This window comes from Cnuella takakiae, assembly GCF_001953305.1.
Lineage (GTDB): Bacteria > Bacteroidota > Bacteroidia > Chitinophagales > Chitinophagaceae > Flavisolibacter > Flavisolibacter takakiae.
Genome location: NZ_MTFE01000010.1, coordinates 2,051,470 through 2,063,455, shown reverse-complemented (window position 1 = coordinate 2,063,455; position 11,986 = coordinate 2,051,470). Strand labels below are relative to the sequence as shown.

The following is an 11,986-nucleotide window of genomic DNA, read 5'->3' as shown; positions in this document are numbered from 1 at the left end:
AAAAAAGCGGCAGGTACCTGCCGCTTTTTTTATGTGCTTATTGTTGCAAAGCTATTTCACCAACATCTGTTGTTTCGGCACCCGATACTACCACACTGTCTTTAGCAGCATGCTTGTAAGGCGCTTTTGCTTCCACCACAATCCGGTACACACCTTCCGATACATCATTGAACTGGAAAGCGCCATCTGCGATGGTTGTTTTAAGGGTGTCTGTAGCCGAGATGGCCCAGGCTTGTTTTGCACCTTCAGCAGGTGTTACCTTTCCTTTGATACCTACTTTCTGAATTTCATTAAAAGAAAGCAAACCCGTGGTTGCCATAGCAAGACCTATCAGTGCAAATTTTACGTTTTTCATAATCTCAGGTTTAGAATGAACAGTTGAAGACCGAAACTGAAAACTTGGCTTCGGCCGCATTTGCCTGACCAGTTTTTCAACAACTATGCCTTTTACGCCTATTCCGGAGTCTTTAACATTTTGCTTGGATAATGCCGGATTTCACACAGCTTTTAAATACGCTGTTCTTTGTTCAACAGGTGCAAGTGCATCTTCAAGCACGCATAGAAACAGCAGGCCCGGTTAACCTTATACTTGAATCGCTGCTCATTTACTGCAGCACACCCTAATGATGTTGCAGCAACAATAAAATGGTATTGAACTTAGCAGTGCCCGAATTAACAGGTGGAAAATTTTAGCCTTCCTTTCAGTGATTCAAAATTGTTTATTCTGCTACCTTTCAATTGAAAACTTCGTATTCACTTCAACTCATACCAACAACTATGGCATCACCCACAACCCTTACGGTACAAACAACCGTAGCAGCAGCACCCGAAAAAGCCTGGGAGCTCTTTACCCGTCCCGAACACATCACGCAGTGGAACCAGGCAAGTGAAGACTGGCACACAACAACTGCAACAAATGACCTCAGGGAAGGCGGCAGCTTTTCCTACCGGATGGAAGCAAAAGACGGCAGCTTTGGTTTCGACTTTGCAGGCACTTACCGACAGGTGGAGCCTTACAGCCTTATTGCATTCACCCTCAACGATGGCAGGCTGGTGGAAGTAAAATTTGAACCATCAGGTAATGGCACCGCCATAACGGAAACTTTTGAAGCGGAGTCGGAAAACCCTGTTGAAATGCAACAGATGGGATGGCAGTTGATCCTGGATAATTATGAAAAGTATGCAGGCTTGCAAAGCTAATTGGAAAGCTTCTGTACAAGGCGCAATGCACATGCAGCCTGGCTGAACGCCGCCAGCAGGAAGCAGATGAGGCTGGCTGCTGACAGCATAAAGCTCCTGTTTACACATCGGTTTTTTTTGCAGCACATTCCGGGAAAGCAAAGGCAGTTGTTGTGCAATGGCAATGACCACTACATGGCTACCGGCAAAATGCAAAACACCGTCTAGTGTATCTGCCTGCTGGTGACTTGGACTTGGAAAAAGAGCAGGTCTTTTGCGGAAGGTTCTGGATTGAATTTGCCTTTATGCAGCCCATGATCAATCATCCGCTTGTCTTTATTATCAGGCGCAAGCCACGACCATAAAAAACAATTGCGGCAATGATGGAACCCGCCAGGCAAAGACAGATAACGGCAAGCAGCAAACAGGTTTCCCAACCAAAATACCGGGTAAGTTCTTAGAGCTTACCCGGTTTCATAATTACTATATGGGTAAGGAAAGACTGGAAGGCACCATCGATGTTCAGCATCACCTGTGCTTTGTTATTGGCGTTGTGGTGACAGCTCTGTACGCCTTCAAAATACGCCCGTAAAGCAGGGCCATGTTTTTTTGATCGGCCGCTACTGATCTTACCGCATCATTGTAGCGCCATGCATCCAGCAGCCGGTGACTATCGTGGTGATTGCCGGCATGTTTTTGTTGCGCCTTGCTAAACTGTCCATGCAGTTGATGGATGATGCGGTCACAAACAGAATGGTCTATTCCCGTATCTATTACCAGGTATCCATCACTGGCATACCGAAGCACGCGCTCCTTATCGGCGGCACTTAAATCCGACTGCTCCAGTTCCAGTTGAAAAAAAGGAGATTCGATCCAGGGTATATTGCATGCAGCTGTTGGCATCCTTCATTTTTTAGAAAATAAAAAGCAGGATTCGCTGGCAGGCGGTAAGGAGCCAACCTTGGTTGAGGGCAGATGGGAACAATTTAAGGAATGGCCGCTAAAAACAAAAGCCCTTGGCTGCGGAGCCATTACTTTTACCTGCCAAAAAAGAACCAATGAAAATAGCAACCTATAATGTGAACGGCATCAGCAGCCGACTGCCCGTACTGCTGCAATGGCTGCAGGAAGCACAACCCGATGTGGCCTGCCTGCAGGAGTTGAAAGCACCACAGGAAAAGTTCCCGGAGCAAGCCATCCTCGATGCAGGATACGAGGCCGTGTGGCAGGGGCAAAAAAGCTGGAATGGTGTTGCCATACTGTCGCGTGTGGGTAAGCCGGAAATGGTAAGACAGGGGCTGCCCGGCAACGAAGCCGACGAGCAAAGCCGCTATATAGAAGCAAAGGTGAAAGACATTGTGGTGGGTTGCCTGTACCTGCCCAATGGCAACCCGGTACCGGGCGAAAAGTTTGACTACAAACTGCGTTGGATGCAACATTTTCACCAGCATGCCGCCACCCTGATCCAATCGGGTGAAAAAGTGGTACTGGCAGGCGACTACAATATCATTCCTACCGAGGCGGATGCCTACAAGCCCGAACGCTGGGTGGAAGATGCGCTGTTCCGGCCCGAGAGCCGGGAAGCTTTTCAACAGTTGCTGGCACAGGGCTGGACCGACTCTTTGCGCACCCTTTTTCCTGAAGAAACTATTTACACATATTGGGATTACTTCCGCAATGCCTTTGGCCGCAATGCGGGTATCCGCATCGACCACCTGTTGCTTAGCCCTGCGCTGGCACCTTCCCTCACGGGTGCAGGCGTTGACCGCTTTGTACGGGCCATGGAAAAAACCAGCGACCATGGGCCGGTGTGGATTACTGTAGCCGATGGACAATAGACGATGGACGATGGTGGAAAGACCACGGACAACGGACGACAGACGACAGACGACAGACGAAGAAGGCATATGGTAGCACTGTATAACAAAATTGCCAGAACAATTTTGCCATCGTAAAACCCAGCCTGAGCACCCTATTTTAAAGTGCTTATCACTCATTTGAATGATCAGGTTAATTACGACAACACCGTCGTCAGCCGTCTGTCATCCGTCGTCCCGCCTCTATGGTCCATCGTCCATCATCCATGGTCTCCCCTATGCCTCAAGCCGCCGCTCGTTCTTACTCCGCAGCCACCATACCACGGCTGCTGTTACCGCTACGGTGACAGCCACTTTGGTGATGATCCCCTGCTTGTTGTATTTCCAGCCTGCTTTCCAGCCTTTCTCGGCAAAGATGTTGGGCACATGACCATGCCGCAGGTCGTCGATGATACCTTCCACCACACCAACGCGGTCGGCAAGGATGAGGGGCAGCCAGTGCCCGTAATGCGATTCGCTGTACTTAAAAGCATAACGCCTGATCATCCCACTGAGCCCCATGGGCGGTGCCGTGGTACCAAATACCGCTGTGATGCGGGGATGCTCAATTGATTTTAAAATTTCAACATCCACCGGTTGCAGGGGCGGACGTTCCCATCCCAGCCGCTGGTGATCGTCGCCCGTCCAGTGCTTCATGGGATAGGTAGGGTCGTTCTCCGGATCGGCATCAATGCCCCAACCCGGGATATGGGCATAATCGGTTTCGTTTATCGTACGCGCTTCCATCAGTTTAGATTTTTGCGGTTAAAAGGGTGAATTGATCTCTGATCGCAGATGTTGTGATCGCGGAATTCTGTAGTCACGATACAGAAAAACTTACTGTTTCAAAAATCCGAAACCCGCGATCCAAACATCACAAATTGTACATCCGAAATCCACTAGGCTCTTGCTGCCGGTGGGATCAAAATAGGTTTGATACAGCCGTCCAGCTTTTCGGAAAAAATATGATAGGCATCGGCCACTTCTTCCAGCGGCATGCGATGGGTGATGATCTTCTTGGGTTCTACCCTTCCGCTCATGATGTGGTCAATCAGTTTGGGCAACAAGCGCGGCACAGAAGCCTGGTTGGCACGAAGGGTAAGTCCTTTGTTCACCACATTACCAATGGGCACCAGCGCATCGGTAGGTCCATAAACGCCTACAATAGAAACGATGCCGCCTTTTTTCACCGAGTTGATGGCCCAATGCAGTGCGGTGGTGCTCCCCCCTTGCAACATGCCTTTACGGCCCAGTATGGTTTGCATGGCATTGCCGGCTGCTTCCGCACCTACGGCATCAATACACACATCGGCACCCAAACCATCGGTAGTCTTTTTGAAAAACACAACGGGGTCGCCCAGCGAACGGAAATTATATGCTTCGCATTGGGCATACTGGCGGGCAAAGTCGAGGCGGTATTCGATATGATCCACAATGATGACCCTGCCGGCACCAAAGAGCCAGGCCGACTTGGCAGCCATGATGCCCACGGGGCCTGCGCCAAAAATCACTACGGTATCCCCTTTGCGAATACCCCCCATTTCTGCGGCCTGGTAGCCGGTAGGAAAAACATCGGTAAGCAGTACGGCATCGTCATGATCCATACCCGAAGGAATAACCACGGGGCCTACATCCACATAAGGCACCCGTACATACTCGGCCTGACCGCCATCATAACCGCCAGCGGTATGCGAATAACCAAAGATGCCGCCTACTGCAGTAGCCTGGGGGTTGCTCTCATGGCAGTTGCCAAACAGGCCCTGCTTGCAAAAGGTACAATGACCACAGGCAATGTTAAAGGGCACAATGAGGTGATCGCCCACCTTTACGTTTTGCACGGCAGATCCTACCTCTTCAACAATACCCAGGAACTCGTGTCCAAAAGTGCTGCCCACACGGGTATCGGGCACATTGCCATTGTACAGGTGCAGGTCGGAGCCGCAGATACAGGAGCGGGTAACCCGCAGGATAGCATCCTGCGGATGCAGGATCTCCGGCATGGGCTTCTGTGAAACGCGTACCCTTTGTGGCCCGCGGTAATTCATTGCTAGCATATTGTTTTTTGGTGTAAGGGTGTAAAAGATTATGCCAGTAAAAGCAACGAGCAACAAGCCACAAGCTACAAGCTGCAAGCTACAAGCACCATGTTCCTTGCAACTTGAAGTTTGTAGCTATAAACTTGCAGCTTCTCCCAATCTGCTCCCGCTTGCGGCCTACCCGCTACCTTTGCCCCACATGAGTCTGCTACAGGTTTCCGACTTGCACATCAATGCCGCTACCGGCCCGGTACTGCGGGGAATTTCTTTTGAAACAGAAGCTTTAAAAAACATCGCCATTGCAGGAGCAACCGGATCGGGTAAAAGCACCCTGCTGAAAGCCATTGGCGGATTGGCACAGCCCACATCGGGAAAAATTTTGTTTGGCGGCAAAAGGGTGCTGGGCCCCGATGAAAGATTGCTGCCCGGCCATCCGCAGATCGCCTACCTGTCGCAGCACTTTGAGCTGCGCAACAACTACCGCGTGGAGGAAGAACTGGAATGCCTCAACCAGATGAGCGAGGGGGAAGCAGCCCGTATTTATGCCATCTGCGAAGTAGACCACCTGCTGAAGCGCCGTACCGACCAGCTTTCAGGCGGTGAAAAACAACGCATTGTAACGGCACGCCTGCTCACCACCCGCCCCAAGCTCTTGTTGCTCGACGAACCTTTTTCCAACCTCGACCTGGCACACAAACAGGTAATGCAGCGGGTGATCAACGAGATCAGCACCCAACTGGAGATCACCTGTATGCTGGTAACCCACGACCCGCAGGACAGCCTGCCATGGGCCCACCACATCCTCATCATGCGGGATGGATTGGTTGTACAGGAGGGCACGCCGCAGGCGTTGTACCATCATCCCGTAGATGCCTATGCAGCAGGGTTGCTGGGCAAATACAATGAACTCAGCACCACGCAGGCCGATGCGTTAGGCATGCAGAAAAACCATTTCCTCCTGCGCCCCGAGGCCATTCAAATACACAGCTCAGGAAAAGGCCCGCAGGCTACCGTGGAAGCAGTCCTTTTCTATGGCAGCTATTACGAAACAAGGCTGCGTTATTTGGATGGCAGCTTGCTGGTACGCACCCTGCATGCAGAATGGAAACCTGGCGACCAGTTATTTATATCGCTTACGGCCTAAGCACCCTGCCAACCCAGCTTTAACGGAATACCCACATCCTTTCTTTGGGCCAGTACCGACCTTTGGCGCTATATTTTCTTCCATCTAAGAAAGGCAGGCCGCTACCGGCCCAGTCTATAAAGGAGTTCATGATGCAACATCTCAGCGAAGGCAAGTACCTCAACGAATTTGTTACCCATTTTCCCGGCGACCATAGCGGCAACAACAAGCCCCGCCAGACACCGGGCATGTTATACAGTACCGTAGCACCCACACCGGTACAAGCACCGGCCCTGTTGGCCTGGAGCGAAGCACTGGCAGACCAGCTGGGTATTGCTCCTCCCAACGAGCAGGATGTGTTGTTGCTGGGTGGCAATGCGCTGGCGCCCACCATGCAGCCTTATGCCGCCTGCTATGCGGGCCACCAGTTTGGCAACTGGGCTGGCCAGTTGGGTGATGGCCGGGCCATTACCCTGGGCGAATGGCCCGCATCTGGTGGCAGCACCTATGAGCTGCAACTGAAAGGGGCAGGCCCTACCCCCTACTCGCGCCGCGCCGATGGCCGTGCTGTGCTGCGTTCTTCAGTGCGCGAATACCTGATGAGCGAGGCCATGCACTACCTGGGTGTGCCCACCACGCGGGCCCTTTCGCTGGTGCGCACCGGTGACCCCGTGCTGCGCGATATGTTTTACAATGGCAATGCACAGTACGAACCCGGCGCCATCGTGATGCGGGTAGCACCTACCCTGTTGCGCTTTGGCAATTTTGAAATGCCCGCATCACGACAGGAAACAGCCAACCTGCAGGCGCTGGTAGACTGGACCATCAGCCGCTACTACCCGCATATCACAGGCGATAACAAGATCATCGACTGGTTTACCGAAGTGGTGGAAAGAACGGCAAAAATGATCGTGGAATGGCTGCGTGTGGGCTTTGTACACGGGGTGATGAACACCGATAATATGTCCATCCTGGGGCTGACTATCGACTATGGTCCGTACTCGATGCTGGACGACTATGATCCCAACTTTACGCCCAATACCACCGACCTGCCGGGCAGGCGCTATGCCTTTGGCAAACAGTCGGCCATTGCCAAATGGAACCTGGGTGCACTGGGTGGCGCCATTGCCACCCTGCTCGATGATACCGAGCCCCTGATAGCGGCACTCAACACCTACGATGACGTGTTCTGGAAGGCTTATTATGAAATGATGGGCAGGAAACTGGGATTGGATGAAACGGTGCAACAGGATGTGCAACTGATTACCAAACTGGAGCAACTGCTGGCGGGTACCAAACCCGATTATACCATCTTCTTCCAATTGCTGGCACAACTGCCCGCTGACCTGGACAACCGCGATGCCATTGTGCAGCATTTTGATGCGGCCTTTTACCAGCAGCCTGCCGGCAAGTCGGCAGAAGCCCTGCAAAGCTTTTTGAAAAAATATACAGAAAGGCTGGGCCACAATACCCGCAACGCAGCAGATAAAGCAGCTACCATGCGGCAGGCCAACCCGAGGTTTATTTTGCGCAACTACCTCCTGCACCGCGCCATTGAAGAACTGGAGGGCGGTAGTGACACCCTGTTCCGACAGCTTGAAGCAGCCATGAAAGATCCCTACAGCACCCAACACGACGAGTTCTTTGCCCGCCGCCCCGACTGGGCCGCACAAAAAGCCGGTTGCTCGATGTTGTCGTGCAGCTCATAGCAGCTGCAAGCAGGGAGCTACAAGCTACAAGCAGGCTGTTACTTGCCGCTTGTAGCTTGCAGCTTGCGGCTTATACCTTCACCTACTTAATCTCCTCCATCTCCAGCCAAAACTTGCGCAGGGCTTCCAGTTGCTCGTAATCGAGCAGCTCATCCCATTCTGCCTTGGTATGCTCGCCGTCCACATAAGTGAAGTTGCGGGGTTCGCCGTGCTCATTTTGCATTTGAAAATCATAGCGGCCCACACCGGTATCGGTAACAGTAACATGCGTGCCGTTCTCAAGCTGGTATTCGAGCGGGAATTGTGTGGTCATGGTGAATGATTTTAGGTGTGCACTAAAGGCTATTTATAAATTACGCCACCCTTTGGTGGGTTGCAAACTGTACTTTAAACCTGTTGGAATAATTATGCCATCCAGCCCCTGTTGCGGGGACTGCTTTTTTCCATTTTGTTTGCAGACAGAGGGCAATGCCAATTGACTTTTTTATTGGAACAAAAAATCTTTATCAACCAACACCTTGCAGTCATATCATACAAATCCAATATTATCCATGTGCATAAAGAAAATGCACGAAGGTTTCCATGCATACCCGGTGGCTCCTTTTTTGCCCCTGCCTACAAAACGGTACTATGAAAACCTGGAGCCTTGCTATTGTGTTTTGTGTTGTTTGCTGGGTTGTGATTAGCGGCTGCGAAAAAAATAAAGAGGATGGTGGCACAGAAGTCGGCAACATCCCGGCTCATGCACTGAATACCCCTGCCGACCTTGATTCCCTGCTGCAGCAGATCGGCGATGCCCGCATTGTAATGCTGGGAGAAGCATCGCACGGCACCCACGAATTTTATGCATGGCGTACCGCCATTTCGCAACGGCTGATTGCAGAGAAAGGCTTTGACATGATTGCTGTTGAAGGCGAATGGGCCGACAGCTACCGGGTCAACCAATTTGTACAGGGCCCCGCCAAAGACAGCCTGCAGGCAGTAGCCCTGCTGGGCCAGTACGACCGCTGGCCTACCTGGATGTGGGGCAACCGCGAAGTGGCATCCCTTGTTACCTGGATGAACCGCCACAACCAGGGGCAGCCTGCAGGTAACAGGGCGGGATTCTTTGGGCTGGATGTGTACTGCCTGTGGGAGTCGATGCAGGAGCTGATGCCTTATGTGCAGGGCAACGAATCGCTGCAGGCAATGGCCACCCAGGTGCACCAGTGTTTCCGCCCCTTCAGTGCCGATCCCATGCAATATGCCTATGCCGTTTCCGAAGCGGATGCCAACTGCCGCACACAAACGGAAAAGCTGTACGAAGCGGTGATGCAGCAAACAGGCAACAAAACGGCCACCACCGAAGCACAGTTTGTGCTGCAGCAAAACGCGTTGGTAGCCCTCAATGGCGAACGTTATTACCGCACCGCTACTGCCAGTTATCCCGGCTCCTGGAATATCCGCGACCAGCACATGCAGCAAACACTGGAGCGGCTGCTGGAATGGAAAGGCCCTGAAGCAAAAATCATTGTTTGGGCACACAATACCCATGTGGGCGATGCCCGCTACACCGATATGGCTGCCGGCGGCATGGTAAACCTGGGCCAGCTGGCAAGGGAAAAATATGGAGCAGACCAGGTATACATTGTAGGCTTTGGCACCTATAGCGGGCGGGTGATTGCCTCCAACAACTGGGGCGGCACCATTCAAACCATGCGGGTACCGCAGGCAAGGAAAAACAGCTGGGAGGCCCTGCTACATGCGGGCGGTGGCAATAAGCTGGTATTCTCATCCGAACTGACAACTGCCGGCCTGGTGCAGGATCCCATCGGGCACCGGGCCATTGGCGTACAATACGATCCTGCAAATGAAGCGGGCAATTATGTACCCTCTGTCATTCCCAAACGATATGATGCTTTTATCTTCATTGACCAAACCACGGCGCTGCAACCGCTTAATACCCCGGTACGCAACGAGCCTCCCGACACTTATCCTTCAGGTTATTGATAAGGGAAAAGGACCGCACCTGTTTCCTGCTAATAATTACCTTAGCCGCAAACCTACGGCGCCATGACTCCCTTATTCAAAAAACTGAACTACAAAGGCCAGGAGCCGATCATTATCCTCAACGCACCGGAAAGCTTTGCTGCCGAACTGCAGCAAATGGAGCCGCTTACCCCCATCCTTACCAATGAAGCAGCCCTGATACCGGCATCTTTTATCATGGCTTTTGTAACCAGGCAAACCGAGGTAGACCACTTTGCCCGGCTGCTCACACCCCTGATCCAGGGTGATGGCATTTTTTGGTTTTGTTACCCCAAGGGTAGCTCCAAAAAATACACCTGTGATTTCAACCGCGACACAGGGTGGGACGTGGTGGCGCAGGCAGGTTTGGAACCGGTGCGTATGGTGGCCATTGATGCCGACTGGAGTGCACTGCGCTTCCGCAAAGTGCAACACATCAAAACCATGACCCGGAGCTTTGCACGCAGTGAAGCAGGCAAGCAAAAAGTTGCCGGGAAAAATAGTCCTGAAACAGGCCGCAAGTGAACATGTAAGTTGGGCAGATCTTAAGCTGCTGGTTTCACCAGCGTTGTTCCCACTACTCCTTACCAACCTCAATCATATACTTAACCCAGGGTTTTAACCGTGGGACAGCCCGCAGATGAAAAAATTACCAAACCGTTTCAACGGTTTGGCCGTCAGCAGTATCTCAATAAGGCATGAAAAATAAACCATAGACGACAGACGGCAGACCACAGACCACCAGCCTATTGTGGTCTGTCGTCTGCCGTCCGTGGTCATCTCACCAAACTCCATTCACAACAACAATTGCCCCTACTCTTCTTTGCTTCGCTTTGTAAATTGATCCATGGTATCCATTACCTTTTCGGGCTGCACATTCATCTCTAATTCATCGATGCCTTCATCATAGGCATCGGGTATATCCATCTTTTTGGCCATGGCCCGCACCAGGCTGATCATACGGGTAACTTCGTGTTCGGTGAGGAGGCTGATTTGCAAATCGAGTTCGGCACGTTTGTCGGCCTGCTCATTCATGCGGTTTTGACTGATCAACACAAAGGTGGAAAGGAAGATCGCTTCTACCGAAGCAAACATCGCCAGCACCACAAAAGATGGATCAAAAGGTTTAAGGCCAAGCAGGCCAAGGTTCCAGATGATCCACACACCAAATAGCGCCAGGTGGATATACACAAATACCATGGAACCGGTGAAACGGGTAACCATATCTGCTATCTTATCTTCCCGCGATTTGGCATGCTCTTCCGCCTTGCGCCTGTCCAAAAGCGCAGTGATGTTACGTTCCACAACTTTCGACATGCCCGCACCACCGGGATCGGGCACAGATTGCTCCTTTGTCCTCATGTTTTATATACAGGAACTAATATGCCAGAAAGATGGAACAAAGAAAGAAGCGTTACCATTTTGGATAAACAACGCAAACAATATTATAGGATTACTTCAAAGAAATTGGAGGCTGTATTTTTAACCCATGTTTGCACCCCTTGGCATCCACCATATCGCCATCATCTGCTCCGACTACCAACGTTCCAGAACTTTTTATACCGAAGTGCTTGGCCTGCGCATCATCCGCGAAGTTTACCGTGAAGCCCGCGACTCCTACAAGCTCGATCTTGCCATTGGCGACCAGTATGTTATTGAGTTGTTTTCCTTTCCCGAACCACCACCCCGTCCCTCGCGGCCCGAAGCCTGTGGTTTGCGGCACCTGGCCTTTGCCGTGAGCGATGTAGCCGGGGCAAAAGCAGCACTCGAAGCAAAAGGCGTGGCGGTAGAGCCCGTTCGCGTGGACGAGTTTACCGGCCGAAAGTTTACCTTCTTTGCCGACCCAGATGGACTGCCGCTGGAGTTGTATGAGGGGTAACTTAATGGGGAAGGAATAGGATAAGTTTGGCAGGACAAGTTTCCAGGCCATCCGTCATGCCGAGGTCGCGGCATCCCCTGCCTTTATTGGAGCACGCGTGGGTAGAAAGAGCGCCTGAGTGTACAAGGGGATGCCGAAACAAGTTCGGCATGACAGAGACTGCAGATCGGAGTTATGGCGTACCTTCCGTAGTTACT

Annotated in this window: 13 protein-coding genes; 7 read left to right on the top strand and 6 right to left on the bottom strand. The window is 51.8% G+C overall.

All coding sequences use genetic code 11. The features are described from left to right. Positions 1 to 37: 37 nt before the first annotated feature. A complete protein-coding gene (locus tag BUE76_RS09085; protein ID WP_073042468.1) occupies positions 38 to 355 on the bottom strand; it encodes a carboxypeptidase-like regulatory domain-containing protein in 318 nt (105 codons plus the stop codon). A 422-nt stretch (positions 356 to 777) separates the two neighbouring features. On the opposite strand from BUE76_RS09085, the gene BUE76_RS09080 reads away from it, so the two are divergent. Further along, complete coding sequence (locus BUE76_RS09080; protein WP_073042470.1) at positions 778 to 1,200, top strand: SRPBCC family protein; 423 nt, start codon at positions 778 to 780, stop codon at positions 1,198 to 1,200. Between the two features lie 507 nt (positions 1,201 to 1,707). Here BUE76_RS09080 and BUE76_RS09070 read toward each other — a convergent pair. Beyond that, a complete protein-coding gene (locus BUE76_RS09070; protein ID WP_073042475.1) occupies positions 1,708 to 2,082 on the bottom strand; it encodes a hypothetical protein in 375 nt (124 codons plus the stop codon). Between the two features lie 155 nt (positions 2,083 to 2,237). Between BUE76_RS09070 and xth the strand changes: the two genes are divergently transcribed. After that, positions 2,238 to 3,017 carry an exodeoxyribonuclease III gene (xth, locus tag BUE76_RS09065; protein ID WP_073042479.1) on the top strand — a complete coding sequence of 260 codons (780 nt, stop codon included), beginning with the start codon at positions 2,238 to 2,240 and terminating at the stop codon, positions 3,015 to 3,017. 255 nt (positions 3,018 to 3,272) lie between these two features. On the opposite strand, the gene BUE76_RS09060 is transcribed toward xth, so the two are convergent. Then, on the bottom strand, positions 3,273 to 3,782 hold the full coding sequence (locus BUE76_RS09060) for a hypothetical protein (RefSeq protein WP_073042481.1): 510 nt from the start codon (positions 3,780 to 3,782) through the stop codon (positions 3,273 to 3,275). 152 nt (positions 3,783 to 3,934) lie between these two features. Further along, positions 3,935 to 5,089: a zinc-dependent alcohol dehydrogenase gene (locus BUE76_RS09055; protein ID WP_073042656.1), complete on the bottom strand. Its 1,155-nt coding sequence runs from the start codon at positions 5,087 to 5,089 to the stop codon at positions 3,935 to 3,937. A gap of 181 nt (positions 5,090 to 5,270) precedes the next feature. Between BUE76_RS09055 and BUE76_RS09050 the strand changes: the two genes are divergently transcribed. Both BUE76_RS09050 and BUE76_RS09045 read left to right on the top strand, forming a co-directional pair. Further along, entirely contained in the window at positions 5,271 to 6,215 is a 945-nt protein-coding gene (locus tag BUE76_RS09050) for an ABC transporter ATP-binding protein (protein WP_073042483.1), read from the top strand. 128 nt (positions 6,216 to 6,343) lie between these two features. Beyond that, positions 6,344 to 7,903, top strand: coding sequence for a protein adenylyltransferase SelO (locus BUE76_RS09045; RefSeq protein ID WP_245798339.1), 1,560 nt, complete (start codon positions 6,344 to 6,346; stop codon positions 7,901 to 7,903). A gap of 82 nt (positions 7,904 to 7,985) precedes the next feature. On the opposite strand, the gene BUE76_RS09040 is transcribed toward BUE76_RS09045, so the two are convergent. Further along, positions 7,986 to 8,216 (bottom strand): hypothetical protein, encoded by a 231-nt coding sequence (locus BUE76_RS09040; RefSeq protein WP_073042485.1) that lies wholly within the window; start codon positions 8,214 to 8,216, stop codon positions 7,986 to 7,988. 317 nt (positions 8,217 to 8,533) lie between these two features. Between BUE76_RS09040 and BUE76_RS09035 the strand changes: the two genes are divergently transcribed. Both BUE76_RS09035 and BUE76_RS09030 read left to right on the top strand, forming a co-directional pair. Next, positions 8,534 to 9,892 carry an erythromycin esterase family protein gene (locus BUE76_RS09035; protein WP_083596477.1) on the top strand — a complete coding sequence of 453 codons (1,359 nt, stop codon included), beginning with the start codon at positions 8,534 to 8,536 and terminating at the stop codon, positions 9,890 to 9,892. Positions 9,893 to 9,955: 63 nt separating this feature from the next. Beyond that, positions 9,956 to 10,435, top strand: coding sequence for a hypothetical protein (locus tag BUE76_RS09030; RefSeq protein WP_073042487.1), 480 nt, complete (start codon positions 9,956 to 9,958; stop codon positions 10,433 to 10,435). A gap of 288 nt (positions 10,436 to 10,723) precedes the next feature. Here the strand turns inward: BUE76_RS09030 and BUE76_RS09025 are convergent, their stop codons facing one another. Further along, the gene (locus BUE76_RS09025; RefSeq protein ID WP_073042489.1) at positions 10,724 to 11,272 is read right to left on the bottom strand and encodes a DUF1003 domain-containing protein; all 549 of its coding nucleotides are present in this window, start codon (positions 11,270 to 11,272) and stop codon (positions 10,724 to 10,726) included. Positions 11,273 to 11,399: 127 nt separating this feature from the next. On the opposite strand from BUE76_RS09025, the gene gloA2 reads away from it, so the two are divergent. Beyond that, complete coding sequence (gene gloA2, locus BUE76_RS09020; RefSeq protein WP_073042491.1) at positions 11,400 to 11,789, top strand: SMU1112c/YaeR family gloxylase I-like metalloprotein; 390 nt, start codon at positions 11,400 to 11,402, stop codon at positions 11,787 to 11,789. The last annotated feature ends 197 nt before the right edge of the window (positions 11,790 to 11,986 follow it).

What these genes read in the sequence shown, in the direction of transcription:
- BUE76_RS09085 (WP_073042468.1), bottom strand. Translation starts at nt 355, where the DNA reads ATGAAAAACGTAAAATTTGCACTGATAGGTCTTGCTATGGCAACCACG.
- BUE76_RS09080 (WP_073042470.1), top strand. Translation starts at nt 778, where the DNA reads ATGGCATCACCCACAACCCTTACGGTACAAACAACCGTAGCAGCAGCA.
- BUE76_RS09070 (WP_073042475.1), bottom strand. Translation starts at nt 2,082, where the DNA reads ATGCCAACAGCTGCATGCAATATACCCTGGATCGAATCTCCTTTTTTT.
- xth (WP_073042479.1), top strand. Translation starts at nt 2,238, where the DNA reads ATGAAAATAGCAACCTATAATGTGAACGGCATCAGCAGCCGACTGCCC.
- BUE76_RS09060 (WP_073042481.1), bottom strand. Translation starts at nt 3,782, where the DNA reads ATGGAAGCGCGTACGATAAACGAAACCGATTATGCCCATATCCCGGGT.
- BUE76_RS09055 (WP_073042656.1), bottom strand. Translation starts at nt 5,089, where the DNA reads ATGCTAGCAATGAATTACCGCGGGCCACAAAGGGTACGCGTTTCACAG.
- BUE76_RS09050 (WP_073042483.1), top strand. Translation starts at nt 5,271, where the DNA reads ATGAGTCTGCTACAGGTTTCCGACTTGCACATCAATGCCGCTACCGGC.
- BUE76_RS09045 (WP_245798339.1), top strand. Translation starts at nt 6,344, where the DNA reads ATGATGCAACATCTCAGCGAAGGCAAGTACCTCAACGAATTTGTTACC.
- BUE76_RS09040 (WP_073042485.1), bottom strand. Translation starts at nt 8,216, where the DNA reads ATGACCACACAATTCCCGCTCGAATACCAGCTTGAGAACGGCACGCAT.
- BUE76_RS09035 (WP_083596477.1), top strand. Translation starts at nt 8,534, where the DNA reads ATGAAAACCTGGAGCCTTGCTATTGTGTTTTGTGTTGTTTGCTGGGTT.
- BUE76_RS09030 (WP_073042487.1), top strand. Translation starts at nt 9,956, where the DNA reads ATGACTCCCTTATTCAAAAAACTGAACTACAAAGGCCAGGAGCCGATC.
- BUE76_RS09025 (WP_073042489.1), bottom strand. Translation starts at nt 11,272, where the DNA reads ATGAGGACAAAGGAGCAATCTGTGCCCGATCCCGGTGGTGCGGGCATG.
- gloA2 (WP_073042491.1), top strand. Translation starts at nt 11,400, where the DNA reads ATGTTTGCACCCCTTGGCATCCACCATATCGCCATCATCTGCTCCGAC.